This is a genomic window from Bradyrhizobium sp. 6(2017), from assembly GCF_011058295.2.
GTDB classification, from domain to species: domain Bacteria; phylum Pseudomonadota; class Alphaproteobacteria; order Rhizobiales; family Xanthobacteraceae; genus Bradyrhizobium; species Bradyrhizobium septentrionale.
Genome location: NZ_CP049289.2, coordinates 7,232,941 through 7,259,027, shown reverse-complemented (window position 1 = coordinate 7,259,027; position 26,087 = coordinate 7,232,941). Strand labels below are relative to the sequence as shown.

Below are 26,087 nucleotides of genomic sequence, written 5' to 3'. Positions count from 1 at the left end.
CCTTGAAGCTTCGGACCTGAGGGTTCGAAGCGCGGAGCTTGATAAGCCCATGGCCGACGCGACCACTGCTTCCCCCTCGATGATGGCCGGCGCCTCGGAGTCCGAGCGCCTCCAGCCGAAACGGGTGGTTGCGTTCATCATCATGGTGTTCGGCATGTTCATGTCGATCCTGGACATCCAGATCGTCTCGGCGTCGCTCACCGAGATCCAGGCCGGCCTGTCGGCGTCTTCGACCGAAGTGTCGTGGGTGCAGACCGCGTATCTGATCGCCGAGGTGATCGCGATCCCGCTGTCCGGCTTCCTGTCGCGCGCGCTTGGCACCCGGCTCTTGTTCGCGATCTCGGCGTTCGGCTTCACCGTGTCCAGCCTGTTGTGCGGCTTCGCCTCCACGATCGAGCAGATGATCCTGTGGCGCGCGCTGCAGGGCTTTCTCGGCGCCGGCATGATCCCGACGGTGTTCGCCTCGGCCTACACCATCTTCCCGCGCTCCAAGTTCTACATCGTGGCGCCGATCATCGGGCTGGTCGCGACCCTGGCGCCGACCGTCGGGCCAACGGTCGGCGGCTTCATCACCGATCTGATGTCGTGGCACTGGCTGTTCTTCATCAACATCGTGCCCGGCATCATCATCACGATAGGTGTGCTGGCGCTGGTCGATTTCGACCAGCCGAACTTCGCGCTGCTCGAGCGTTTCGACTGGTGGGGCCTGATCTTCATGGGCGGCTTCCTCGGCTCGCTCGAATATGTGCTGGAGGAAGGTCCGCAATATGAATGGCTGCAGGACACCTCGGTGGCGATCTGCGCCGCGATCTGCTTCGTGTCGGCGATCGCCTTCTTCTGGCGGGTGTTGACCGTGGAGGAGCCGATCGTCGATCTCTATGCCTTCTCCAACCGCAACTTCGCGGTCGGCTGCGTGCTGCAGTTCTGCATCGGCATCGGGCTCTACGGCCTGACTTACGTCTATCCGCGCTATCTCGCGGAGGTCCGCGGCTACAGTGCGCTGATGATCGGCGAGACCATGTTCGTCTCCGGCATCACCATGTTCTTCATGGCGCCGGTGGTCGGCCGTCTGATGCAGAAGGTCGATTTGCGCTACATCATCGCCTTCGGCCTCGTCACCTTCGCGCTCGGCTCCTGGCAGATGACCTGGATCACGCGCGAGTACGATTTCTACGAGCTGCTGGTGCCGCAGATCCTGCGCGGCATCGGCATGATGTGCGCGATGGTGCCGACCAACAACATCGCGCTCGCCACGCTCGAGCCCGACCGCGTCAAGAACGCCTCCGGCCTGTTCAACTTGATGCGCAATCTCGGCGGCGCGGTCGGGCTCGCCTTGATCAACGAAGCGCTCAACCACCGCACCGATCTGCACATCTCGCGGCTGCAGGACCGCGTGACCTGGGGCAACACGACCGCGGTCGAGACCCTCAACAATTTCACCCAGCGCCTGCAGGGCATGGGCGATTCGACCATGATGGCGGTGAAGCAGCTCTCGCAGATCGTGCACCGCCAGGCCCAGGTGATGAGCTACGGCGACGCCTTCTTCATGCTGTCGCTGTTCTATGTCGGCCTCAGCCTGCTGGTGCTGTTCGTCAACAAGCCGCCGCCGATGACCGACGTAGGCGGCGACGCGCATTGAGAGCATCGGTATCGCGCGTCGTGTGCACCCGTTGGCGTGCAGAGCGTTGCATCGCCGACACAGTGCCGCACTCACGCGCTTGTCATCTTGCCAATCGCGCCTGATGCATTTATAAGCAGCGCATTCCTTACTCGAACCCGGGAGATGCGCATGAAGTCGTTTGTTTCGCAGATCGTGCGCCCGCGTTCGATGGTGCTGGACGCGCTTACGCGTTAGCTCCTGGCGCTGATCGGGCCTGATCCCCGATCATCAAAGCTTCCCAACAAATTACCGATTGTTTTCAGCGACTCCTGCGGCCGGATTCCGTCCGCCAGTCGCCTTAAGTGGAGCCGGCTTGCGCTGCATAGGCGTGGCCGGAATGTGCCATGACCTCTCTGACATCCAAGCGACCGGCCGCGATCCGGATCGTCTTGCCATTCGTGTTCCGCCATTGGCTGGAACAGCCGCTCCGCGCCTCGGCCGTGACCGCGGGTTTCCTCGGTGCGACCGCCGCCGACCTGTTCATGCCGATATTCTCCGGCCATTTGGTCGATGCGTTGACCGCGGGTTCGACGGACGCCGCCGCACGCCATGCTGCGATGCTGGCATTCGGCGCCATCGTAGGCCTCGGTGCACTGTCGCTGATGCTGCGGCTGGTCGGCATTACGACCATCGTGCCGTTCACGCTGAAGACGATGTCCGATGTCGGGCAGCAGGCCTTCATGCGGGTGCAACGCTTCTCGACCGACTGGCACGCCAATTCGTTCGCCGGCTCCACCGTGCGCAAGGTCACGCGCGGCATGTGGGCGCTCGACCTGTTGAACGACACCATCCTGATGGCGCTGCTGCCGTCGCTCGTGGTGCTGCTCGGCTCGATGATCCTGCTCGGGCTGCACTGGCCGCAGCTCGGCGCGGTGATCGCCATAGGCTCGGTGATCTATGTCGCGATGACCATGGCGTTCCAGGTGCGCTACGTCGCGCCGGCCGCGCGCGTCTCCAATGTATGGGACACCAAGGTCGGCGGCACGCTGGCCGATGCCTTGACCTGCAACGCGGTGGTGAAGTCGTTCGGCGCCGAAACACGCGAGGACATCAGGCTCGACGGCGTCATCAGCCGCTGGCGGCGCCGGGTGCGGCGGACCTGGCTCCGCTACAACCACACCTCGACCGCGCAGCTCCTGGTGCTGCTGTGCTTCCGCGCCTCGGTGATCGGCGGTGCGATCCTGCTGTGGGCGGCCGGCCGCGCCACGCCGGGCGACGTCACCTATGTCCTGACCAGCTACTACATCATCCACGCCTATCTGCGCGATGTCGGCATGCACATCAACAACCTGCAGCGTTCGGTGAACGACATGGAGGAGCTGGTGCAGATCCATGGCGAGCCGCTCGGCATTGTCGACGCGGCCGACGCTGCAACGATCGACATTCAGGGCGGCCGCATCGTGTTCGACGACGTCACGTTCCACTATGGCGGCCATCGCCGGCCGCTCTATGACGGGCTGTCGGTCGACATCGATGCGGGTGAGCGCGTTGGTCTGGTCGGGCGCTCCGGCTCCGGCAAGACGACCTTCGTCAAGCTGGTGCAGCGGCTCTACGACGTCACCAGTGGCAAAATCCTGATCGACGGTCAGGATATCGCCAAGGCGACGCAGCAATCGCTGCGCAGCCAGATCGCGATCGTGCAGCAGGAGCCGATCCTGTTCCACCGCACGCTGGCGGAGAACATCGCCTATGGCCGGCCGGGCGCCGGCATGGAGGCGATCGAGCAGGCGGCGCGGCTTGCCAATGCGCACGACTTCATCATGCGGCTGCCGAAGGGCTACGGCACGCTGGTGGGCGAGCGCGGCGTCAAGCTGTCGGGCGGCGAGCGGCAGCGCGTCGCGCTGGCGCGCGCCTTCCTGGCGGATGCGCCGGTCCTGATCCTGGACGAGGCGACCTCGAGCCTCGACTCAGAGTCCGAGGCGCTGATCCAGCAGGCGATGGAGCGGCTGATGAAGGGCCGCACCTCGATCGTGATTGCGCACCGGTTGTCAACGGTGCGCAGCATGGATCGCATCCTGGTGTTCGATCGCGGCGAGATCGTCGAGCAGGGCACGCATGAGGCGCTCGCCGCACGTCCCGGCGGCATCTACCGCGGCCTGTTCGAGCGCCAGGCGACCGAGTTCGGTCAGGCTGCGGCGGCGGAGTAAGCGACGGCGCGTGGCTGACGGATTGATCTCCGACAGCCACGCGCCCGGATCGATATGAGAATCGATTTTGAGAATGGAATTGAAATGAAAGACCTTACGCGCGGCTCCATCGTGAGCCACATCTTGGTCATGGCTCCCCCGATCGTGGTCGGCATGATCACGATCATGATCTGCCAATTGGTCGATTTGTATTTTGTCGCCGGTCTCGGCGAGGCTGCCGTCGCGGGCGTATCTGCAGCCGGCAATGCCGGTTTCCTCGTCAACGCGCTGATGCAGGTGCTCGGCGTTGGCACCGTCTCGCTGATCGCGCATGCAGTGGGACGCAAGGATCGCAGCGATGCCAACCTCGTGTTCAATCAGTCGATCGTGTTGTCGGTGCTATCTGGGCTGTTGACGTTGTGCGCGGGGGCATTGCTGTCGCGCCTCTATATGCGCTCGGTCGCGGCCGACCAGGCCACCATCGAAGCCGGCACTACCTATCTCCTGTGGTTCATGCCGGCATTGGCGCTGCAATTCATCACCCAGGTGATGGCCTCGGCGCTGCGTGCCACCGGCATCGTGCGGCCCAGCATGCTGGTGCAGGCGGTTGCAGTCATCATCAACATCGCGCTGGCGCCGGTCCTGATCGCGGGCTGGGGCACCGGTCACGCGTTCGGCGTTGCCGGGGCAGGTCTGGCAAGTTCGATCGCCGTGCTCATCGGCGTGCTGATGCTGTTTGCGTATTTCCGCAAGCTGGAACGCTATGTCGGATTCGATCCCGCGCAATGGCGTCCACAACTCCGGCAGTGGAAGCGGATCCTCAATGTCGGGCTGCCTGCCGGCGGCGAGTTCGCGCTCATCTTCGCCTGGATGGGCGTGATCTATTATGTGCTGCGCGATTTCGGCCCGGCGGCCCAGGCCGGGTTCGGCATCGGGACGCGCGTGCTCGGCCTGATCCAGATGCCGGCATTGGCGGTGGCGCTTGCCGCCGGCCCGATCGCCGGACAGAATTTCGGCGCCGGCAATGGCAAGCGTGTGCAGGATACCTTCGTCAAGGCGGTGCTGATCGGCACGGTCGTGATGATCGTCTTCACGGTTCTCGCACAGTGGAAGCCGGGGCTGCTGCTCGACGGCTTCTCGAACGATCGGGAGACCATGGCGGTCGCCGCCCAGTTTCTGCACTTCGTCTCCATGAATCTCGTCGCGCAGGGACTGATCTTTACCTGCAACAGCGTGTTCCAGGGTCTCGGCAACACCAGGCCGGTGTTGCTGAGTTCGGTCGTGCGCCTCGTCACCTATGCGGTGCCGGTGATCTGGCTCTCGACGCGGCCCGGCTTCCGGATCGAGCATGTGTGGTACCTGTCGATCGTGACGACGACGCTGCAGGCCGGTCTGAGCTTGTGGTTGCTCCGTCGCGAATTCAGCAAACGTCTCGTGCCACCGCCGCGCGACGTTGCTCCGGAACGTGTTGGTCTCGAGCCGGTGGGATGACCGGCTGCGCCAATTTGCGATGGCGGTTGATCATCGCGGCGCCAGCCCGTTCCAGACCAGCGCCACACCGGACAGGAACAGCAGCACCAGCACCACGTCGGAGAAATTGCGGTCGCTGAGCGCGTGATAGAGCCGCGCGCCGAGCCAGGCGCCGAGCAGCGTTCCGGGAAACGCGCGGGCCACCAGCCAGATCAACTCCGGTTTCACCAGGCCGCTGGCGAGCTGGATGAGAAGCGCAGCCGCCAAAATCGTGAAGTTGAAGATCTGGAACACGCCGCGCCGCTGCTGCTTGCCCCAGCCGCGCACGCTCGCCCACAGGATCGGCAGCGGGCCGGACAGTCCGGCGAGGCCGCCGAGGATGCCGCCGGCAAATCCGATGGCGCCATCGGCCCATTTGCCGCCGAACGAGATCGACATCGGCTTGCGCTGCAGGAACAGCAGGGTCGGGAACGCCAACAGGAAGATGCCGATCGTCAGCTTGAACACGCCGGGATCGGCCCGCGCGATCAGCAGAATGCCGATCGGCACGCCGGCGAGGCCGCAAATGACGAACGGCCAGACCAGGCGGAAATCGATGCTCTTCCAGATCGACGGCAGCGTCGAAACCTGCGCGATCACAGAGCAGACCAGCACCAGCGGCACCGCAAGTGTCGGCGGCAGCACATAGAGCCAGATGCCGAGCGCCATCAGCGCGGTGCCGAAGCCGGCAAGGCCGGAGACGAAACCGCCGGCCAGCGCGCCGAAGAACAGGATCGCGTAACCAGCCGGGGTCATCCTCGTCTCGTTCTTCTGATCATTTGCAGCGACGTTTACACGACGCGCGTGGCGGGTACACTTCAAAATCGCGGCTCATCAACCATAATCGGAATGGAAGCATCCCAATGACTTCGAGTTCGTCGAAAACCTTTCTGGTCTGTCACGGCGCCTGGTCGGCAGGATGGGTCTGGAAGAAGATGCATCCGTTGATGCAGGCTGCCGGGCACCGGCTGATCACGCCGACCTACACCGGGCTCGGCGAGCGCGCGCACCTCGCCCATCGGGGGCTCGATCTGGAAGCGCATATCCGCGACATGCTCAACGTCATCTCATACGAAGACCTGCGTGACGTCGTGCTGATCGGCCATTCCTATGGCGGCATGGTCGCGACCGGCATCGCCGACCGGGTACGCGAGCGCATCGCGCAGCTGATCTATCTCGATGCCTTCGTGCCGCGCGACGGCCAGTCGCTGTTCGACCTCAACGAGCCGGTCATCGAGACCATGCGTGAGCTCGCGCACGATGCCGACGGCTGGCGTATCCCGCCGATGCCGACGCCGCCGGACACATCTCCAGCAGACGTCGAATGGCTGACCGCGCGCCGGGTCGACATGCCGATCAAATGCTTCGAGCAGAAATTGAAGCTGCAGCACGGCGAGACGACCCTGCCGCGCAGCTACATCTACGCCACCCGCACCACCCAGGCCGACACGTTCGGCCAGTTCGCCAGGCGCACCAGGAACGAAGCCGGCTGGCGCTATTTCGAGATCGACGCCAGCCACTCGCCGAACGTCACCGCGCCGGAGGCGCTGATGGCGCTGTTGCAGGAGATCGTTTCCTGACGAGCCGTCGTTCCGGGGCGATGCGAAGCTTCGCGCCGGAATCGATCAGGTGCGTTTGTTTGGCCAGGGTCATGCACCACGCGCGTCGCGCACGGCCTGAGCGACTTTCGTGGCCTGCGATACTCGTCCGATTTTCGCGCCTGCAATGATCTTTCTTCGGCGTTCGCTTGGCTTCGGCACCATGCCGTCGCCCGCGGTAGCGCCGGCCGAGGGACGAGTCATGAAGTTCGCGGCTCGGTGCAGTGCGAGGGCCTTTCGAGCTGCTTCGACATGCGCGGTCCGAGCTGCGAGGTTATGCAGACGCCTGAGCTCCGTGTTCACCCGCTTCACCGCCGCCGCGAAGACTTGCTTTCGTTCTGAAGCATGCTTGTCGGTTCCTGGAAAGCTTGTCCCGCGAGCCTCGGCTTTTCCGCGGCTCTCTCGCTGCTTTTGTCGGCTGACCGTTCGCTCCTTGTCGCGCATCTTGCGCAAGCGGGGTCGCATAGCCTCAAGCTCAGCCACCTCGACGTTGTAGATGGCGGGATGATGCGTCAGGCGGATTGCCTCATATTCTTCGTGGCTGAGAATGCTGCGCTCGAACTTGCAGGCGACCGACATTACCATTCCTCCGTTTGATTTTTCTGAATCCCGGGCAGAGGGAGACGTCCAGCTCCAGCTGATCATAACTCTAACGCCGCTGGATGGCTAATTTGCCACCGCATTCGAAGCTCTATTTGCCGGGCATTTTGTTGACGCTGCCGCTATCGTCCTAACTGGCTGATGGCGTTGTTTCCGAGCTTCACGAGCAGCGCATGCGATCGCGCTCGGGCCTGCAACTCGGCGTTCAGAGTCCGCAGGAGATTGTTTACGTGAGATTCGGACCCGATCAGGGCTTGCTCGGCAACCCCTCGACAAACTTTCGATGCTCCGCCAGCCACTCCGGATGGTCGGCGGCAAAGACCTGCACGCACAATTGGACGCATTCGTTGCAGATGAATGCCTTGGGTCCTGCCACCAGTTGCAGGACCTGCGGCGCGGCCTTTCCGCAGAACGAGCATGATGGCCCCGTCGATGCCTCCTCCTCATGGTCCGCGAGGCGGATTCCTTCACTCTTGAGCGCGCCGAGGAGCGCTTCGACGTCGTCGGCGCTAAGCCCTTTCGGGCACAATTCATTCAGTTGATCAAAAGTGATGAAGCCCGAGCGGCCACTGATCCTGCGTGCCGCCTGAATGATCGTCTGAAGGTCCATCTGCGATCCTCCGCGAAGGGCGCACTCTACGCCGGCCGCCCTATGTATGTCGCCTTTTAAGAAACGTGGGTCTATGACGACACTGCAGCGATTGGCTCGCTTCGCTGCGGGATGAGACAATTTCGTTCGAAGTTCGCCATCGGAACCAGGCGGTGACCGCAACTTTGGCTCGCATGTTTGGCCAAACCGCGACATAATGAGCGTCTCGCGTGCTGGTGAACGTGGTCTCATGAACCGTAGCCCCGTGCTCGTAGACTTGGCGCTCCAGGGTGGCGGATCGCATGGTGCGTTCACATGGGGCGTCCTGGATCGGCTTCTCGAAGAGCCATGGTTTCAGATTGCGGGCATATCCGGGACATCGGCCGGAGCGATGAACGCCGCCGTGCTGGCGGACGGGTGGACCGCGGGCGGCGCTGCGGGCGCACGCGAAGCACTTGAAAAATATTGGCGAAGCGTCTCGCGCGCTGCCGCATTCAGTCCGTTGCAACGGTCGCCGCTCGACCGCCTGATGGGACGCTGGTCGCTCGACAGCTCTCCGGCCTATCTCTTCACCGATTTGATGTCGCGGATGCTTTCACCCTACGACCTCAATCCGCTGGGCTTCAATCCGCTGCGCGACATATTGAACGACAGCATCGATTTCGAGCGTCTTGCACGCGCGCCGATCAAGCTCTTCATAACCGCCACACGCGTGCGCACGGGGCGCGGACGGATTTTTCGCAACGCGGAGATTACCGCGGATGTCCTGCTCGCGTCGGCCTGCCTGCCAACGATGTTTCCTGCGATCGAGATCGATGGCGAGCCCTATTGGGACGGCGGCTATGCGGGCAACCCCACGATTACGCCGCTCGTTCGCGAGACCGACGCGCGCGACACCGTCCTCGTCCAGATCAACCCGACCGAGCGACTGGAGCAGCCGCGCACGGCCGCGGACATTCTCAACCGACTCAACGAGATCTCGTTCAATTCGCCGCTGGCAAAGGAGCTGCGGATGATCGCGTTGCTTCGTCAAGTTGCCGCCCCTGGCACCGGAGAAGGTGCCCGTTGGGCGCAGATGAAGACGCACCGGATCAAGAGCGACATGCTTGCGACGTTCGGTTCGTCATCCAAGCTTAATGCCGAATGGGCTTTCGTGGCCAAGCTGCACGAGGAAGGGCGGCGAGCCGCCGGCGAATTCCTCGACGCGCATGGCGCCGATCTCGGTGAGCGTTCGACCGCCGATCTCGATATTCTGCTGACGGAGTGCTGAGGCGATGGGCCTTCTCGGCATTCTCGTCGGGCTTGGACTATTGGTCTGTCTTGCTTTCCGCGGTTGGAGCGTCCTGCTGCTCGCGCCGCTCTGTGCGCTGGTGGCCGCAGCTTTCGGTGGCGAGCCGTTGCTTGCCAACTGGACGCAGACCTTCATGGGCAGTGCGTCGGAGTTTCTCGCGCAGTTCTTTCCTATTTTTCTGCTTGGCGCCGTGTTCGGGAAGCTCATGGATGACAGCGGCGCGGTCACTGCGGTCGCGGGCTTCATCTCCCGATGTCTGGGCGAACGTCGGGTCATCCTCGCGGTCGTGCTCGCAGGTGCACTGGTCACCTACGGCGGCGTCAGCCTCTTCGTCGCGTTCTTTGTCATCGTTCCGATGGCGCAGTCGCTGTTTCGCACGGCGGGGATTCCGCGTCGTCTGGTCCCGGCGGCGGTGATTCTCGGGACTTCGACCTTTACCATGTCGGCGCTGCCGGGCACGCCGTCGATACAGAATGCGATACCGATGCCTTTCTTCGGCACGACCCCCTTTGCCGCACCGGGCCTCGGCGTTGTCGCATCGATCATCATGCTGGGCGTCGGGCTATGGTGGCTGCTTCGCGCAGAGAAAGCAGCGCGCCGCGCAAATGAGGGCTATGGCGACGAGCCGCCGGTTTCGGCGGATGCAGCCGACGATGAGCTGTTGCGCGAGCGGGCCACGACGGCGCGAGAATTCGATCCGGCGGAGATCCGTCATGGATATCACAGCAACGCCGCTGTCCCGATTTTCAACGCCATCCTTCCCCTGATCGTGGTCGTCGCCGTCAATCTGGTGACGTCGCTCGTTGTCCTGCCCCGGCTTGATTTCTCATTCCTGGCCGAACAGCGGTGGGGAAATACATCACTGGCTGCCGTGGCCGGTGTTTGGTCGGTTGTCGTGGCGTTGGCGGGAGCGATCGTGACAGTCATCCTCTGCAACTGGACGCGACTGCCTGAACTACGACGAACCATGGATGCCGGTGCCAACGCGTCGGTCCTGCCGGCGCTGAGCGTCGCAAGCCTTGTCGGATTCGGCGCCGTTATCGCCTCGCTTCCCGCTTTCGGCGTGGTGCGGGACTGGGTGTTGCGAATTGAGGGCGGCCCACTGGTGTCGCTCGCAGTCGCGACGAACATCCTTGCCGCGCTGACGGGGTCGGCTTCCGGCGGCTTGACGATTGCGCTCGATGCGCTGGGCCGGACCTATATGGATCTTGCCGCGGAGGCGGGTATTGACCCCGGCCTTTTGCATCGCGTCGCCGTGATCGGCTCGGGAACACTGGACATTCTGCCTCACAACGGCGCGGTCGTTAGCCTGCTTGCGATCTGTGGGCTCAAGCATCGCGATAGCTATCTCGACATTGTCATGGTCGGCATTGCGAGTTCCATTATCGCTCTCGCAACGGTGATTGCGATCGGCACCGCATTCGGGTCGTTCTGACGCGAGGCGACGGGTCGGCACTGCTGGCTGCAAGGCGCGCCCTGGAATGACGGTCACTGTAAATGGCGAGGGGCCCGGCGTGTTGCGGCGAGCCCCTCATGGACCACCTTGGCAAAACGCGTTTTCTTGACGCGAACCGGAACTCCACTTCGCTCGAAAACCGCGTTGCCGTCCCCATTCGGTTTTGCTCCCGTTGTGGTTTGCCATGCCGCTCGAACGGGCTCCCGCTAAATGGGGATGCGGCCGCCACAACGCCAGCAATGGCGCGGTCCGCATCGCGATCGCCGCCCTGGGTTGGCAGCGGCCGCCTACGCGGCCATCGCCGTCCGTCGGCAGAAGCAGGATGCTTTGATCGGGATCTCCGCCCGCGCCTGCGCGAGATCGAGCCGCTGCTTGATCAGCGCGCTCTCCGCCTTCTCGCCGCGGCGAAGCAGGCATTCGTGCAGGCCATGGAGCGACCACAGATTGTCGGGATGCTGGCAGGCCCGGCTGAGCTTGCCGTCGAGACCGAGATCGGAACGGTAGACCGCCTCGGCTTCCGCGATATGTCCCTGCTCGAGCAGCAGCGCGCCGAGCGCGTGACGGGGTGGCTGCATCCATCCCCAGGGCTCGTCATAGGGCAGCGCGTCGGAGAGATCGACCGATTTGCGCAGCTCCCCGAATGCGACGTCATAGTTGCCCTTGCGGTACTCCAGCTCGCCGTTCAGCATCGCTTCGGCGACGTTGAGCAGGTTCACCATCTTGTTGTTATGCACGAGGCGGCTCTCCGGCACCCGGGCCTTCGCCGCCACGAACGATGCCTTCTCGGCCTCGGCCTCCGCGACATTGTCGAGCGCCGAATGCGCGAGCGCCTTGGCGTAGTGGATCATCGCCGTTACCGAGCAGTAGAGGTCGCGATCGTCGGGCAATTTCTGCTCGATGATCTCGCGCCACTTTCCGAAGCGAACGAGCACGTGCTGCTTCATCGTCAGATAGCCTTCGAGGAAATCCGCCATCGGAGGCGACGGAATGCGCAGCACCGGCTCCGGCACGGTGGCGATCAACTCCTCGGCAGCAGCGATCGCGGGCGCGTACTGGCCGAGGAACATCGCGCCGTAGATCGCGAAGTGGAAGTTATGGATGACGTAGACGAGGTAGACGCCGGGATCGTCCGAATAGCGAAGGAAAGTGCGGTCGGTCGCCAGTGCCTTCTGATTGTGGCGCAGCACGTCGTTGTAATGCCCGCACAGCACATCGAGATGCGTCGGCATGTGAATCAGGTGACCGCTGTCGGGCACGATCTCGCGCAGCCGGTCGCCGGCCCGCAGCGCGAGCTGCGGGAACGGCGACATCTCCATCAGGTGGACGTAGAGGTGCAGCAGGCCCGGGTGATCCCACGCCGCCGGAATTTTGTCGAATGCCTGTTCGAGGATCGATTTGCATTCTTCGGTGCCGGCAGCCTCGGCCGGCTTGCCGGAGGGCAGGTCCCACATCTGCCATGGGGTCTCGTTCATGATCGATTCGGCGAGCACCGCGCGGACCTCGAGATCGTCAGGAAAGGCCGCGAACACCTTGCGCATCTCCCTGGTGTAGGCCTTGTCCCATGGCGCCATGTCCTCGATCGCCTCGCGCTGCGGATAGCGTGCGGGCAGCGCCTCGATCATCGCCCGCTCCACCGCGCTTGCCTTTCCTGCGTGGGCGAGCGCGTCGTGCATCGCGTCGTAGGAGGCCTGGAGCGCCATCTGGCGTCCCTGTGCGTCATAGCGAACCCAGGGCAGATTGTAGTTCGGCCCCGCGGCGTAGCTGATGCCCCAATGCGCCATCGCGCATTCGGCGTCGTAATCGAGAGCCTTGCGGAAGCACTTGATCGCTTCGCCGTGGTTGAACCCGAACAGCCAGTTGAGCCCGCGGTCGAACCAGAGCTGGGCGTCCGGCGAGGATGTGGTGACTTTGCGGCTGTACGGCCCGAGATCAAAATAGGTCATGCCTTTTGCCTCCTGCGTGTGCCCTGCGTTGCGGATTGTCCTGGCGAAATCAGCAGCGTGGTTTGATGCCCTCGAAGGTGCAGTGCCGTGCCCGCAGTTTAGCAAAGAGGCGATCAACATCACAGCGCGCACAGGTGGCACATCGGAAATGGCGAGGGGCCCGGCGTGTTGCGCCGAGCCCCTCATGGACCACCTTAGCAAGACACGTTTTCTTCACGCGAACCGGAACTCCACTTCGCTCGAAAACGCTTTAGGATATCAGCCGGCCTGTAAGCCGGGTTCTGTAGGGCACCATTCTTGCGAATGGTACGTGACGGCCATTCCTCTGGGACAAGGTTTGCACCTTGCCTCGAGCAACCTACCCGGACAGCGGGCCTGACATCGCCCTGCGGTGTTATCGCGCATGCGCGAACTAACCGCGTTGCCGTCCCTATTCGGTTTTGCTCCCGGTGTGGTTTGCCATGCCGTTTCCGTTGCCGGAAACGCGGTGCGCTCTTACCGCACCTTTTCACCCTTACTTCCTCCGAGGAGGGAGCGGTTCGTTCTCTGTGGCACTTTCCCTGGGGTCGCCCCCGCCGGACGTTATCCGGCACCGTATGTCGATGGAGCCCGGACTTTCCTCCCCCGCGGCCTTTTGGCACCAGCGGGAGCGGCCGTCCGGCCGACTGACGGGCTACGCATGCGGGCTTTGGAGGTCCGCGTCAAGCGATTGCGATGGCTAACTCGGGCCGATTTGCCCGGTTTTGACATTCGCGAAGGATAACCCTTTGATATCGAATTCATCGATCCAAGGGTTTCGCGCCAAAGGGTTTCTCGCAATGGACACCGAACTGGCCCGAACGTTCCTGACGGTGGTGAGCGCCGGCAACTTCATCGCCGCGGCGGAACGCCTGCACGTCAGCCAGTCGACGGTCAGCACCCGCATTCACACGCTGGAGCAGCAGCTCGGCTGCGTGCTGTTCGTGCGCAACAAGGCAGGCACCACGCTGACGCCGGCGGGCCGGCAGTTTCAGCGGCACGCCTCGGTGCTGGTTCGTACCGTCGAGCAGGCGCGCCAGGATGTCGGAATCCCCAAGGGGTTTTCCGCGACGCTGGTGGTCGGCGGGCGCATCGGACTTTGGGAAGAGTATTTGCTGCGCTGGCTGCCGCTGATGACGCAGGCACATCCCGACGTCTCGATCCGCGCCGAGAGCGCGCTCGAGCCCGAATTGATGCAGGGGCTGGTCGAGGGCCGCATCGATATCGGCGTGATGTACACGCCGCAGAGCCGCCCCGGCCTCAAGGTCGAACAGTTGTTCGAGGAGCAGCTCATCCTGGTCTCGACCGATCCCAAGAGCGCACCGGAGCCGGGGCAGGGCTATGTCTATGTCGATTGGGGCGCTGAATTGTACGCGCGTCACTCTACGCTGTTTCCGAACTTCGCCGGCCCCGCGCTGACGGTGAATATCGGCTGGCTTGGATTGCAGCACCTTCTGGAGAATGGCGGCTCCGGCTTCTTCGCGCGCCGCATCGTCGAGCCGCTCCTGAAGGCGCGGCGGCTCCACGCCGTCGCCGGCGCGCCCAGCTTTGCGATGCCGGCCTATGTCGCCTATCCGGCTGATAGCCAGGACGACCATCTGGCGCGCGCGGTCGAGATCATGCACCGCCTCGCGGCATCCCAGGCCCGCTCCGGCGCGGACGTCGCACGGGCGAAGCCGGGCGTGCGCAGGCGGCGCGATTGATATCGGTATTGCCGATCGATTGCATCGCGATTCTTCGCTTGTCAGCGCGAACGTCCGAGTTCAGAACGGGATCGGGATCAGCTGGAGGTCAAGCGATGGATATTGCGGCAGCGGTGGGAGACGCGTTGCTCAATGGCGCGTCCGACGCGATCGTTGCGACCGATGCGAGAGGCCGCATCACCTTGTGGAATCCCGGTGCGGTCAGGATGTTCGACTTCACAGCCGACGAAGCGATAGGGCAATCGCTCGACCTGATCATTCCGGAAGTCTTGCGTGCGCGTCACTGGGCCGGCTACCGGCACGCGATGGCGTCCGGGGCGAGCCGTTACGGTCAGGGCGATCTGTTGTCGGTGCCTGCGTTGACGAAGCACGGCGCACGCATCTCCGTCGAATTCACCATCGTGATGCTGCACGACGCGGGACACGTCGCCGGCACCGTGGCCGTGATGCGCGACGTGACCAAGCGTTTCGAGGAACTCAAGGAATTGCGTCGCCGCGCGGCGCAGCAAGCCGGATCGTCATCATGAAGCCGGCCGTGCGAACGCCAGCTATTTTCCCGATCGCAGACGAGTTTCGGCCAGCGCCGTGACGAGGCCGATGATCAGCATCGAGACCACGATGTCGGCTTCCGCACGGAAGCCAAACGCGATCACCGTGACGGACGCAACCGCCGCCAGGATCGCGATGGTCAGCCCTTCGTCGGCGATCAGCTGACGCATCGCCTTCAAACGCGCGGTTACCCGTTGCATTGCCGGCCTCACACGCCTAGGGGATTGCCGCTCGCGGCGATGGCGGACGCGATCTGGCTGGCGCGGTGGCCCGGTCTTGTCACGATCCGGCTGCGCAGGATTCGGTACAGCGTCCGCAGCAGGAGCCGCGAAAGGTGCGTTGCTGTTTGCTGCAGTGATCTCATGGCGAGTCCTCCGAGCATCCGGCCTCAAGGCTACGCGCCGCGATGAGTTAGACAAACGAACAATATTGGCTGTTACTATCGAATTATCCGATATAAGCATTGGCCTGGTCCGACCATCGCCAGGCGGGAGATGCATTCACGCCGGGCGGCCAAATAATTTATCCTGACGATGTCGTCTTTCGTGTCGCCCGTTCGACTGGGTGTCGGCGATCCAGCCGATCAAGAGGAGAGATGAGATGCAATATTTGCTGCTGATCTACCGGAGCGACGCGCAATACGCGCACATGACCTCTGACGACCGCAAGGCCCTGTCGGCGGAGTACGGAGTCTACACCCAGTCCATCATCCAGAGCGGCCACTTCAAGGCGGGCGACGGGCTGCAGCCGGTGTCGACGGCAACCACGGTGCGGGTCCGTGACGGCAAGACGCTGACGACGGATGGTCCGTTTGCGGAAACCCGCGAACAGCTCGGCGGCTATTATCTGGTCGAGGCCAAGGATCTCGACACTGCGCTTGGCCTTGCGGCGCGGATCCCCGGCGCCAGGGACGGATCGATCGAAGTCAGGCCGGTGATGATCTACGACAACCCGCGATGACGCCATTGTCGCATCATGAATGCAGCGGCCGCGTCGCCTGGCGCGGCCGCTGAGTAACGATGGATGGACATGACTCCGAGCCAGATCGAGAAAATCTTCCGCGACGAGGCGGGCCGGGCGCTCGCGACGCTGATCCGTCTCGTCGGCGATTTCGATTTGGCGGAGGATTCCCTGCAGGACGCCTTCGCGGTCGCGCTGCAGCGCTGGCCGATCGACGAATTCCCCGCCAATCCGCGCGCCTGGCTGGTCAACGTCGGCCGCAACAAGGCGATCGACCGCGTCCGCCGCGCCGTCAGCTTTCGCGGCAAGCAGCAGGAGCTGACGCATCAATTGTTGCTGGATGCGAAGGCGCCGCCCGAGCCGGCCGATGCATCGCTCGACGACGACATGCTCAGGCTGATCTTCACCTGCTGCCATCCGTCCTTTGCTGCCGAGGTACAGGTCGCGCTGACCTTGCGTACGGTATGCGGGCTGACCACGGCGCAGGTCGCGCGCGCGTTCCTGGTCAGCGAGGACGCGATGGCGCAGCGCCTCGTGCGCGCCAAGCAGAAGATCAAGCTCGCGGGCATTCCCTATGAGGTGCCGGAGCGCGAGGCGCTGGAGCCGCGCCTTGCGGGCGTGCTCGCGGTGATCTACCTCGTGTTCACCGAAGGCTATGCCGCGACCTCCGGCGAGGATCTGATGCGGCCCGATCTTGCGCGCGAGGCGATCCGCCTGGCGCGGCTGCTCGATGCGCTGATTCCGGCGCGCGGCGAGATCAAGGGCCTGTTGGCGCTGATGCTGCTGCACGATGCGCGCCGTGCCGGCCGCCAGACCGCCGGCGGCGACATCGTGCTGCTCGAGGAGCAGGACCGTTCTCTGTGGGATAATAAGCAGATCGCCGAAGGCCTCGAGCTGGTCGAGGCGGCGCTGCGGATGCCGGGCCGGCCGCAATCCTATGCGGTGCAGGCCGCGATCGCCGCGCTGCATGCGCGTGCGCCGAGCTATGAGGATACCGACTGGGCGCAGATCGCCGGTCTCTACGAGGTGCTGCTGCGCATCAGCCCGTCGCCGGTGATCGAGCTCAACCACGCTGCCGCGGTGTCGATGGTCGACGGCCCGGCACGGGCGCTCGACCTGATCGATGCGCTGGACGCCCGCGGCAGCCTGAAGGGATACGACCAGCTTCCCGCGGTGCGGGCCGATTTGCTGCGCCGCCTCGGCCGCAAGGACGAAGCGCGCGCGGCGTATCTCACAGCCACCGCCGCGACACAGCTCGAACCGCTGCGGCGGCTCTATGCGCGGCGGATCGCGGAGCTGGGGTGAACCACAAAAGTCTCCGCGTCATTGCGAGCGAAGCGAAGCAATCCATAGGGCCGCAAGCGGTGAGATGGATTGCTTCGTCGCTTCGCTCCTCGCAATGACGGCGGAGAGGCTATAGCCAAACCCTACTTCGCCTTCGCCACCACCGTTGGCGCCGCCGCATCCGGCGGCAGGCTTTCGAGCAGCGCGTGCAGCGTCGCCATGGTGGAGCGGTCGGCGATGCCGTCGATCCGCTCGGGACGGAAGTGACGCTGGAAAGCGGTGACGACCTCCATGGTCGCGCCGTCGAACTTGCCGTTGGTCGGGATGTTGTAGCCGTAACGGCGGAACGCGGCCTGCATGTTGGAGACGTTGTCCGAGATCGCGCCGAGTTGCAGCGCGTCGCCGCGCACGATCGGCGCCGGCTGCACCCAGTGCCCGACGCCGGAATTGGCCAGCGAGTGCCACGGGAATTTCTCGCCGGGATCCTTCTTGCGCGCCGGCGCCACGTCGGAATGGCCGAGCACCCGATGCGAGACCACCTTGCGGCGAAGCATGATGCCGCGGCACAACGCGATGACAGCGGCGATCTGGCGCAGCGGAAAATCGGGATAACCCCAATCGTGACCGCGATTGACGATCTCGACGCCGATCGAGCAGGAATTGATGTCGTCCTCGCCGGCCCACGCCGCCACGCCGGCGTGCCAGGCGCGCTTACTCTCCGGCACGCACTGCACGATCCGTCCGTCCTCGAGCACGATGTAATGCGCCGAGACCTCGGTGCCGGCGGTGCAGAGCTGCGTGATCGCGCCCTCGACGTCGGGCATCCCGGTGTAGTGCAGCAGGATCATGTCGGGCTGCCGGTCATTGGCGCGATCGCCGAAATTGACCGACGGGATCACGTCGGAGGCGATCGAGGAATCCGGCGTGAACGTCTTCGCGTCGGCCACTCCCTTCGGAACAGGGAGGGCGCGCTGACGCTTCTGATCAGCGTTGCCGGACGAAGACGAACCTGAAGCCATACGAATCACTCAAACCCGAACCAGGAGAAAGCATTTTGACATATGGATAAACAAATAGGCGTTTACTATTCCTTTACCGTGCAGGGCCGCGCAATCGGCCCGCCGGTTCCAGAGCGCACAATTGTGCCCGGAGTAGCGGCCAAGGGTATCACTCGAAAGTGGATCAAAGGCGCGCGATTCCGCTAACCGATCATCAACGTTTTCTTAACGTTAAGTGCCGTTACTGAGAGCTGAAGTGCCGAACCGTTTTTGGGGGACGGCCAAGGTCCGCTTTTGCGCGAAATCCCATGGAAACCCTCCCAATTCCGGTCGGATATCAGGATTTGCGGCCGAGGACGGGAGTTGGCGCTGGTATCACACAGCGGCTTTTTCGCAGGAACGGTCAGGTAAAGCGCGAGGATTCGAGGCGCAATGAGTCGGCGCGCAGCCAGCTTGCATGCCAGTTACGCGGCCCTGCCCAGGGGCGGCGCATGAGCGAGCGTGCGCCCCGTCACATTTCAGTGCTGGGCCGCGAGGCGGTCGCGTATCTCGATCCGCGCGCCGGTGGCATTTATGTCGACGCGACCTTCGGCGCCGGCGGCTACAGCCGTGCGATCCTCGATGTCGCCGACACGCGCGTGATCGGCATCGACCGCGACCGCACCGCGATAGCAGGCGGCTTTGATCTGGTCGACGGCGCCGGCGGCCGGCTGACGCTGGTCGAGGACCGCTTCTCGGATCTTGCCGAGGTCTGCGCCGGGCAGGGGTGTGATGCGGTCGACGGTGTCGTGATGGACGTCGGGGTGTCCTCGATGCAGCTCGACCAGGCCGAGCGCGGCTTCTCGTTCCGCCTCGGCGGTCCGCTCGACATGCGGATGGGACAGAGCGGCCCGACCGCGGCCGATGTAGTGGCGACCGCTTCGGAGAAAGAGCTCGCCGACATCATCTATATCTTCGGCGAGGAGCGTCATTCGCGCGGCGTTGCCCGCGCCATCGTCGCCGCGCGCAAGGACGCGCCGATCACGACGACGCAGGCGCTGGCCGACATCGTCGCCAAGGTCGTGCGCGCTAAGCCGAACGAGATCCATCCGGCGACGCGCACCTTCCAGGCGCTGCGCATCTTCGTCAATGAAGAGCTCGACGAGCTGCATCGCGCGCTCGCCGCGGCCGAGCGTGTGCTGAAGCCGGGCGGACGGCTCGTCGTGGTCTCGTTCCACTCGCTGGAAGACCGCATCGTCAAGAATTTCCTCACTGAACGCGGCAAGGTCGCCGGCGGCTCGCGGCATCTGCCCGAGCTCGCGCAGGCAGCGCCGAGCTTTCAGATCCTCACCAAGCGTCCGGTGACGCCGGGCGAAGCCGAACTCGCCGCCAATCCGCGCGCGCGTTCCGCAAAACTGCGTGCGGCCGAACGCACCACAGCGCCAGTGCATGTCGACGACGACCTGCCGTCGTGGCCGCGGCTATCAGACCTGAAGCGGGGAGGGTGACGATGCGCCTTCTCCATCTCCTCGTCATCGGCATGCTGATCTTCGCGGCATCCTACGTCTACCGCATCAAGATGGAATCGACCGCCCGCGTCGAACGCGTGTTGCAGCTCAACGCGGAAATTCGCGAGCAGCGCAACGCGATCGCCACCTTGCGCGCCGAATGGGCCAAGCTCGACGCGCCGCTCAGGCTGCAGGGGCTTGCCGAGCGTCATCTGCCGTTGAAGCCGGTCAACGCCAACCAGTATGATTCCCTGAAGAACCTGCCGGAGCGGCCGCCGAACTTCACGCGGCCCGGTTCGCGCGATCCGATCGGCGCGATGATCGACACCATCGAGGCCGCCGCGGCGCCCGACAGCACCACCGGGTCGATTGCGAAGCCGGCGTCAGACCAGCCGACCGCCGACCAGCCTGCGCCCACCGCGGACACCGATCAGGGCGGGGGAGATCAGCAATGACGGGACCAGCCATGACCGATCCGGCACCCGCCAACAAACCGGCCGGCAAGCCCGAGCCCAAGCCCGAACCCTGGAGCCAGCGGCTGATCCGCACGCTGCTGTACGGCAGCAATGTCGATCGTGCCGCGAAGGCGCGCGCGCGCGTCGGCTTGGCCATTGTCGCCTTTGCCGTGGTCTATTGCGTGCTGGCCGGACGGCTGATGCTGTTCGCGGTCGGCGCCGATAGCCACAGCGCGCGGCGCGCCGCCTCGCAGGATGCGATCGCAACCGCCCGGCCCGACATCACCGACCGCAACGGCGAAATCCTCGCCACCGACGTCAAGGCGCCGAGCCTGTTCGCCGAGCCGCGCCGCCTCATCGACAAGGACGAGGCGATCGAGCTTCTGACCGCGACCTTGCCCGATCTCGACACCGGCGAGGTCCGCGACCGCCTGTCGTCGCGCAAGGGTTTCGTCTGGCTGAAGCGCGAGATCACGCCGAAGCAGCAGTCCGACATCCACCGCCTCGGCCTTCCCGGCGTCGGCTTCCTGCGCGAGAACAAGCGCGTCTATCCGACCGGCAACGAGGTCGCCCATTTGATTGGCCTCGTCAATATCGACAATCAGGGCATCGCCGGCATGGAGAAGTGGCTGGACAGCAATGGTCTGGCCGATCTGCATCGCGCGGGCTTTGCCACCGACCGGCTGCAGAAGCCGGTTGAATTGTCGGTCGACCTGCGCGTCGAGCACGCGCTGCGCGACGAATTGATCAAGGCCAAGGAGAAGTTCAAGGCCAAGGCCGCCTCGGGCCTCGTCTCCAACGTGCGCACCGGCGAGATCGTGGCGATGGTGTCGCTGCCCGATTTCGATCCGAACAATCCGAAGGAGGCGCACGATCCCGATCGCATCAACCGCCTGACCACCGGCGTGTACGAGATGGGCTCGACCTTCAAGGCGTTCACGCTGGCGATGGCGCTGGATAGCGGCCGGTTCGACCTCAACTCGATGTGGGATGCGCGCGGCCCGCTGCATTACGGCAAGTTCGCGATCCATGACGATCACAACATGGGCCGCATGATCAACATGAAGGAGGTGTTCTACTATTCCTCCAACATCGGCGCCGGGCGCATTGCGCTGGCGATGGGCGTCGACGCGCACAAGGCCTTCCTGCGCAAGATGGGACAGCTCGAGCGGCTGCGCACCGAACTGCCGGAGAGCGCCTCGCCGATCGTGCCGAAGAAGTGGGGCGAACTGAACACCGTCACCATCTCGTTCGGTCACGGCGTCGCGGTGGCGCCGCTGCAGGCGGTGATGGGCATCGATGCGCTGGTCAATGGCGGCTATCTGATCCCGCCGACCTTCCTCAAGCGCACCGAGCGGGAAGCGATGGCGCTCGCCAAACGCGTCATCAAGCCCGAGACCTCGGACAAGATGCGTTATCTGATGCGGCTTAACGCCGAGATCGGCACCGCCAAGAAGGCCGACGTCAAGGGCTATTATATCGGCGGCAAGACCGGCACAGCGGAGAAGGTGATCAACGGCCGCTACGCGAAGAAGAAGGTGCTGAACGCGTTCACCGCGATCCTGCCCGCCGACAATCCGAAATACCAGCTGCTGATTATGCTCGACGAACCGCAGCCCCTGAAGGAGACCTATGGTTTCATCACTTCGGGCTGGAATGCGGTGCCGACCGGCGGCAATGTGATCGCCCGAATTGCGCCGCTTTTGGGCGTCGAACCTCGGTTCGACCTGCCGCCGTCCGACCGCCTTATTCTTGCGGCATCCAGAACAACCCAGTAAGGCGTACATGAACGCGGCGCCAGAACAGCGCCGGCCAGACTGGAAGATCATGAGACTTCGCGACCTCTTCAGCGATGACGCCACGATCGATCCGAGTGCCTCCTCTGTCACGGTCGGAGGGCTTGCGGTCGATAGCCGTGCGGTGAAGCCGGGCGACCTGTTCTTCGCGCTATCAGGCAGCCGGACCGACGGCGCGCGTTTCGTCGATGCGGCGATTGCCGCAGGCGCGGTCGCAGTCGCCAGCGACCATCTGCCGCAAGGTCAAGGCAAAGGCCAGGGTCACGCCCGCGCGCCGTTCGTGATCACGCCCAATCCGCGCCGCGCGCTGGCGCTTGCCGCGGCGAAATTCTATCCGCGCCAGCCCAAGACGATCGCGGCGGTGACCGGCACCAGCGGCAAGACCTCGGTCGCCGCCTTCACGCGCCAGATCTGGCAGCGGCTCGGTCACTCCTCCGCGAGCATCGGCACCATTGGCCTCGTGTCGGACAAGCGCACCGTCTACGGCTCGCTGACCACGCCCGATCCGATTGCGCTGCATCGCCAGCTCGAGGAGATCTCAGGCGACGGCGTCACCCATCTGGCGTTTGAGGCCTCCTCGCACGGCCTCGACCAGTATCGTCTCGACGGCGTGCGCATCGAAGCCGGCGGCTTCACCAATCTGTCGCGCGACCACATGGACTATCATCCCGACGTCGCGCATTACCTGAATGCAAAGCTCCGGCTGTTCCGCGATCTCGTCGCGGATGGCGGCGCTGCCGTGATCTCGGCCGATCATGATTGCTCGGGCGAAGTGATCGATGCGGCGCGGGCGCGCGGCCTGCGCATCATCACGGTCGGCCGCAACGCCGATGCGGGCGAGGGCATCAAGCTGGTCGATGCCGCCATCGAGGGCTTTGCCCAGAAGCTCGCGATCGAGCACCGCGGGCGCCGGCACGCGATCCGGCTGCCGCTGGTCGGCGAATTCCAGATCGAGAATGCGCTGGTCGCGGCGGGCCTTGCGATCGGCACCGGGAGCGCCGCGGATGACGTGTTCGGCACTCTTGAGCATCTCGAAGGCGCCAAAGGCCGGCTGGAATTCGTCGGCGAGCACAATGGTGCGCCGATCTTCGTCGACTACGCGCACAAGCCCGATGCGCTCGCCAAGGCGCTGCAGGCGCTGCGGCCCTATGCGAAGCGCAAGCTCGTCGTGATCTTCGGTGCCGGCGGCGACCGCGACGCCGGCAAGCGTCCGATCATGGGCGCGATCGCGGCCGAGAATGCCGATCACGTCATCGTCACCGACGACAATCCGCGCAGCGAGAAGCCGGAGGCGATCCGCGCCGCGATCATGGCGACGGCGAAGGGCGCGCGCGAGATCGGCGACCGCGCCGCGGCGATCCGCGCCGGGATCGCCGGCCTCGAACCGGGCGATGCGCTGGTCGTCGCCGGCAAGGGCCACGAGGTCGGGCAGATCGTCGGCAACACGACCTTGCCGTTCAGCGATCATGAAGCGGTTGCCAATGCATTGGCTGCGGAGGGCGGCGCATGAGCACGATGTTGTGGACCTCGGATGCGATGGCGAAAGCGATGCACGCCGCCACCCAAGGCACGCTGCCGGAGGGCGTCACCGGGCTCTCGATCGACAGCCGCAGCATTGCAAAGGGCGAAGCCTATTTCGCGATCAAGGGCGACGTCCATGACGGCCACGCCTTCGTCGAGGCGGCACTGAAGGCCGGCGCCGGGCTTGCCGTGGTCGAGACCGCGCAACGAGCAAAATTTCCCGCCGACGCGCCGCTGCTGGTGGTCGACGACGTGCTCGCCGGTCTCGTCGAGCTCGCCCACGCCTCGCGTGCGCGGCTCAACGCAAAGATCATCGCGGTGACAGGCTCGGTCGGCAAGACCTCGACAAAAGAGGCGCTGCGCCGCGTGCTGTCGGCGCAGGGCGAGACCCATGCCTCGGTGGCGTCGTTCAACAATCATTGGGGCGTGCCGCTGTCGCTGGCGCGCTGCCCTGCGAGCACGCGCTTTGCGGTGTTCGAGATCGGCATGAACCATGCCGGCGAGATCACGCCGCTGGTGAAGCTGGTGCGGCCGCATGTCGCCATCATCACCACGATCGAGCCGGTGCATCTGGAGTTCTTCTCCGGCATCGAGGCGATCGCCGACGCCAAGGCGGAGATCTTCTCCGGCGTCGAGCCCGGCGGCGCGGTGGTGCTCAACCGCGACAATGGGCAATTCGCGCGGCTGCAGAAGCAGGCCAAGCAGGCCGGCATCTCGCGCATCGTGTCGTTCGGCACCGACAAGCGCGCCGAGGCGCGGCTGATCGACCTCTCGCTGCACGCGACGTGTTCGGCCGTGCATGCGGATATCTTGGACCATGACATCACCTACAAGATCGGCATGCCCGGCCGCCACATGGCGATGAACTCGCTCGCGGTGCTCGCGGGCGCCTCGCTGCTCGGCGCCGATATCGCGCGCGCGGCGCTGTCGCTGTCGCAGCTCGAGGCGCCGACCGGGCGTGGCCTCCGCCGCACGCTCGAGGTCGGCCATGGCGAGGCGACGCTGATCGACGAAAGCTACAACGCCAATCCGGCCTCGATGGGCGCAGCCCTCAACGTGCTCGGCCAGGCCAAAACCGGGCCGCATGGCCGCCGCATCGCGGTGCTCGGCGACATGCTCGAGCTCGGGCCGACCGGGCCGGATTTGCACCGCGGCCTCAACGAAGCCGTGACCGCCAACCGCATCGACCTCGTATATTGTTGTGGTCCGTTGATGCGGAATTTGTGGGATGCCCTTTCCACCGGCAAGCGGGGAGGCTATGCCGAGAGCTCGGCGACGCTCGAAGCGCAGGCGGTCGCCGCGGTCCGTGCCGGTGACGTGATCATGGTGAAGGGCTCGCTGGGATCGAAGATGAAGCTCATTGTCAGCGCGCTGGAAAAACGCTTCCCCGGCAAGGCCGCGCACGAAGAAGCGGTATAGGACCTTTTGAATGTTCTACTGGTTGATCGAGCTGTCCAACACCGTTCCGGGGTTTGGGGCATTCCGCAGCGGCCTGAACGTGTTCCGCTACATCACCTTCCGCACCGGCGGTGCGATGGTGACCGGCGCGCTGTTCGTGTTCCTGTTCGGGCCCTGGATCATCGATCATTTGCGGCTGCGGCAGGGCAAGGGCCAGCCGATCCGCACCGATGGTCCGCAGTCGCATCTGATCTCCAAGAAGGGCACGCCCACCATGGGCGGGCTGATGATCCTGTCCGGGCTCGTGGTGTCGACGCTGCTTTGGGCCAATCCGCTCAATCCCTATGTCTGGATCGTGCTGGCGGTGACGCTCGGCTTCGGCTTCGTCGGCTTCTATGACGATTATCTGAAGGTCACAAAGCAGTCACACTCTGGCTTCGCCGGCAAGCTCAGGCTGCTGATCGAGGCGGTGATCGGGATTGCCGCCTGCTACGCGCTGGTCCGGCTCGGCCGCGACGTGTCCTCGACCTCGCTGGCGATCCCGTTCTTCAAGGACATGGTGATCAATTTCGGCTGGTTCTTCGTGATCTTCGGCGCCTTCGTGATGGTCGGCGCCGGCAATGCCGTGAACCTCACCGACGGCCTCGACGGTCTTGCCATCGTGCCCGTGATGATCGCGGCCGCAAGCTTCGGCATGATCTCGTATCTGACCGGCAACGCGGTGTTCTCCGACTATCTGCAGATCAATTACGTCGCCGGCACCGGTGAACTCGCGGTGCTGTGCGGCGCGGTGCTTGGCGCGGGCCTCGGCTTCCTCTGGTTCAACGCGCCTCCGGCCTCGATCTTCATGGGCGACACCGGCTCGCTGGCGCTCGGCGGCATGCTCGGGGCCACCGCGGTTGCGGTGAAGCACGAGATCGTGCTCGCCGTGATCGGTGGCCTGTTCGTGCTGGAGGCGGTCTCGGTCATCGTGCAGGTCACCTCGTTCAAGCTCACCGGAAAACGCGTGTTCCGGATGGCGCCGCTGCACCATCATTTCGAGCAGAAGGGCTGGACCGAGCCGCAGATCGTGATCCGGTTCTGGATCATCTCGGTAATGCTGGCGCTCGCCGGCCTGTCCACCCTCAAGCTGCGCTGAGCGCCGCC

Annotated in this window: 23 protein-coding genes and 1 other RNA gene; 16 read left to right on the top strand and 8 right to left on the bottom strand. The window is 64.4% G+C overall.

Annotation, left to right across the window (positions count from 1 at the left end; genetic code table 11):
• The first annotated feature begins 49 nt into the window (after positions 1-49).
• The 3 genes from G6P99_RS34555 to G6P99_RS34545 all read left to right on the top strand — a co-directional run bounded on the left by G6P99_RS34555 (position 50) and on the right by G6P99_RS34545 (position 5,277).
• Entirely contained in the window at positions 50-1,639 is a 1,590-nt protein-coding gene (locus tag G6P99_RS34555; protein WP_029078929.1) for a DHA2 family efflux MFS transporter permease subunit, read from the top strand.
• 365 nt (positions 1,640-2,004) lie between these two features.
• A complete protein-coding gene (locus G6P99_RS34550; RefSeq protein WP_165125215.1) occupies positions 2,005-3,807 on the top strand; it encodes an ABC transporter ATP-binding protein in 1,803 nt (600 codons plus the stop codon).
• A gap of 84 nt (positions 3,808-3,891) precedes the next feature.
• Complete coding sequence (locus tag G6P99_RS34545) at positions 3,892-5,277, top strand: MATE family efflux transporter (protein ID WP_029078927.1); 1,386 nt, start codon at positions 3,892-3,894, stop codon at positions 5,275-5,277.
• A 30-nt stretch (positions 5,278-5,307) separates the two neighbouring features.
• Here G6P99_RS34545 and G6P99_RS34540 read toward each other — a convergent pair whose 3' ends face one another.
• Positions 5,308-6,051: a sulfite exporter TauE/SafE family protein gene (locus G6P99_RS34540; protein WP_165125212.1), complete on the bottom strand. Its 744-nt coding sequence runs from the start codon at positions 6,049-6,051 to the stop codon at positions 5,308-5,310.
• Positions 6,052-6,158: 107 nt separating this feature from the next.
• Between G6P99_RS34540 and G6P99_RS34535 the strand changes: the two genes are divergently transcribed.
• Positions 6,159-6,875, top strand: a complete 717-nt coding sequence (locus G6P99_RS34535; RefSeq protein ID WP_165125209.1) for an alpha/beta fold hydrolase — start codon at positions 6,159-6,161, stop codon at positions 6,873-6,875.
• Positions 6,876-6,944: 69 nt separating this feature from the next.
• On the opposite strand, the gene G6P99_RS34530 is transcribed toward G6P99_RS34535, so the two are convergent.
• Together G6P99_RS34530 and G6P99_RS34525 are read right to left on the bottom strand one after the other, a co-directional pair.
• The gene (locus G6P99_RS34530) at positions 6,945-7,472 is read right to left on the bottom strand and encodes a hypothetical protein (protein WP_029078924.1); all 528 of its coding nucleotides are present in this window, start codon (positions 7,470-7,472) and stop codon (positions 6,945-6,947) included.
• A gap of 268 nt (positions 7,473-7,740) precedes the next feature.
• The gene (locus G6P99_RS34525) at positions 7,741-8,103 is read right to left on the bottom strand and encodes a ClpX C4-type zinc finger protein (RefSeq protein ID WP_029078923.1); all 363 of its coding nucleotides are present in this window, start codon (positions 8,101-8,103) and stop codon (positions 7,741-7,743) included.
• Between the two features lie 229 nt (positions 8,104-8,332).
• Between G6P99_RS34525 and G6P99_RS34520 the strand changes: the two genes are divergently transcribed.
• Together G6P99_RS34520 and G6P99_RS34515 are read left to right on the top strand one after the other, a co-directional pair.
• On the top strand, positions 8,333-9,352 hold the full coding sequence (locus G6P99_RS34520; protein WP_029078922.1) for a patatin-like phospholipase family protein: 1,020 nt from the start codon (positions 8,333-8,335) through the stop codon (positions 9,350-9,352).
• Positions 9,353-9,356: 4 nt separating this feature from the next.
• Positions 9,357-10,808: a GntP family permease gene (locus G6P99_RS34515; protein WP_165125206.1), complete on the top strand. Its 1,452-nt coding sequence runs from the start codon at positions 9,357-9,359 to the stop codon at positions 10,806-10,808.
• Between the two features lie 308 nt (positions 10,809-11,116).
• Here the strand turns inward: G6P99_RS34515 and G6P99_RS34510 are convergent, their stop codons facing one another.
• Both G6P99_RS34510 and rnpB read right to left on the bottom strand, forming a co-directional pair.
• Positions 11,117-12,772, bottom strand: a complete 1,656-nt coding sequence (locus G6P99_RS34510) for a hypothetical protein (RefSeq protein ID WP_029078920.1) — start codon at positions 12,770-12,772, stop codon at positions 11,117-11,119.
• Positions 12,773-13,026: 254 nt separating this feature from the next.
• Positions 13,027-13,441: RNase P RNA component class A (gene rnpB / locus G6P99_RS34505), an RNA gene on the bottom strand.
• A 149-nt stretch (positions 13,442-13,590) separates the two neighbouring features.
• On the opposite strand from rnpB, the gene G6P99_RS34500 reads away from it, so the two are divergent.
• Both G6P99_RS34500 and G6P99_RS34495 read left to right on the top strand, forming a co-directional pair.
• On the top strand, positions 13,591-14,493 hold the full coding sequence (locus G6P99_RS34500; RefSeq protein WP_029078919.1) for a LysR family transcriptional regulator: 903 nt from the start codon (positions 13,591-13,593) through the stop codon (positions 14,491-14,493).
• 95 nt (positions 14,494-14,588) lie between these two features.
• Positions 14,589-15,020, top strand: coding sequence for a PAS domain S-box protein (locus G6P99_RS34495; RefSeq protein WP_029078918.1), 432 nt, complete (start codon positions 14,589-14,591; stop codon positions 15,018-15,020).
• Positions 15,021-15,041: 21 nt separating this feature from the next.
• Here the strand turns inward: G6P99_RS34495 and G6P99_RS34490 are convergent, their stop codons facing one another.
• Positions 15,042-15,242: a hypothetical protein gene (locus G6P99_RS34490; RefSeq protein WP_029078917.1), complete on the bottom strand. Its 201-nt coding sequence runs from the start codon at positions 15,240-15,242 to the stop codon at positions 15,042-15,044.
• An 8-nt stretch (positions 15,243-15,250) separates the two neighbouring features.
• Entirely contained in the window at positions 15,251-15,406 is a 156-nt protein-coding gene (locus G6P99_RS34485) for a hypothetical protein (protein ID WP_165125203.1), read from the bottom strand.
• Positions 15,407-15,642: 236 nt separating this feature from the next.
• Here G6P99_RS34485 and G6P99_RS34480 point away from each other — a divergent pair, with 236 nt between their 5' ends.
• Together G6P99_RS34480 and G6P99_RS34475 are read left to right on the top strand one after the other, a co-directional pair.
• A complete protein-coding gene (locus tag G6P99_RS34480; RefSeq protein WP_165125200.1) occupies positions 15,643-16,002 on the top strand; it encodes a YciI family protein in 360 nt (119 codons plus the stop codon).
• A 69-nt stretch (positions 16,003-16,071) separates the two neighbouring features.
• On the top strand, positions 16,072-17,307 hold the full coding sequence (locus tag G6P99_RS34475; protein WP_029078915.1) for an RNA polymerase sigma factor: 1,236 nt from the start codon (positions 16,072-16,074) through the stop codon (positions 17,305-17,307).
• 122 nt (positions 17,308-17,429) lie between these two features.
• Here the strand turns inward: G6P99_RS34475 and G6P99_RS34470 are convergent, their stop codons facing one another.
• A complete protein-coding gene (locus G6P99_RS34470) occupies positions 17,430-18,305 on the bottom strand; it encodes an N-acetylmuramoyl-L-alanine amidase (protein WP_029078914.1) in 876 nt (291 codons plus the stop codon).
• A gap of 470 nt (positions 18,306-18,775) precedes the next feature.
• On the opposite strand from G6P99_RS34470, the gene rsmH reads away from it, so the two are divergent.
• From rsmH to mraY, 6 genes are read left to right on the top strand one after another with little or no spacing between them, the layout of a single operon-like run.
• Positions 18,776-19,771: a 16S rRNA (cytosine(1402)-N(4))-methyltransferase RsmH gene (gene rsmH, locus G6P99_RS34465; RefSeq protein ID WP_029078913.1), complete on the top strand. Its 996-nt coding sequence runs from the start codon at positions 18,776-18,778 to the stop codon at positions 19,769-19,771.
• Between the two features lie 2 nt (positions 19,772-19,773).
• Positions 19,774-20,226, top strand: coding sequence for a cell division protein FtsL (ftsL, locus tag G6P99_RS34460; protein WP_035976317.1), 453 nt, complete (start codon positions 19,774-19,776; stop codon positions 20,224-20,226).
• An 11-nt stretch (positions 20,227-20,237) separates the two neighbouring features.
• Positions 20,238-22,004, top strand: coding sequence for a peptidoglycan D,D-transpeptidase FtsI family protein (locus G6P99_RS34455; protein WP_165129075.1), 1,767 nt, complete (start codon positions 20,238-20,240; stop codon positions 22,002-22,004).
• 49 nt (positions 22,005-22,053) lie between these two features.
• Positions 22,054-23,532 carry a UDP-N-acetylmuramoyl-L-alanyl-D-glutamate--2,6-diaminopimelate ligase gene (locus G6P99_RS34450; RefSeq protein WP_029078911.1) on the top strand — a complete coding sequence of 493 codons (1,479 nt, stop codon included), beginning with the start codon at positions 22,054-22,056 and terminating at the stop codon, positions 23,530-23,532.
• Positions 23,529-24,962, top strand: coding sequence for a UDP-N-acetylmuramoylalanyl-D-glutamyl-2,6-diaminopimelate--D-alanyl-D-alanine ligase (locus tag G6P99_RS34445; RefSeq protein WP_029078910.1), 1,434 nt, complete (start codon positions 23,529-23,531; stop codon positions 24,960-24,962). Before G6P99_RS34450 ends, G6P99_RS34445 begins: the two co-directional genes overlap by 4 nt.
• Positions 24,963-24,972: 10 nt before the next feature.
• On the top strand, positions 24,973-26,079 hold the full coding sequence (gene mraY / locus G6P99_RS34440; RefSeq protein ID WP_029078909.1) for a phospho-N-acetylmuramoyl-pentapeptide-transferase: 1,107 nt from the start codon (positions 24,973-24,975) through the stop codon (positions 26,077-26,079).
• Positions 26,080-26,087: the final 8 nt, after the last annotated feature.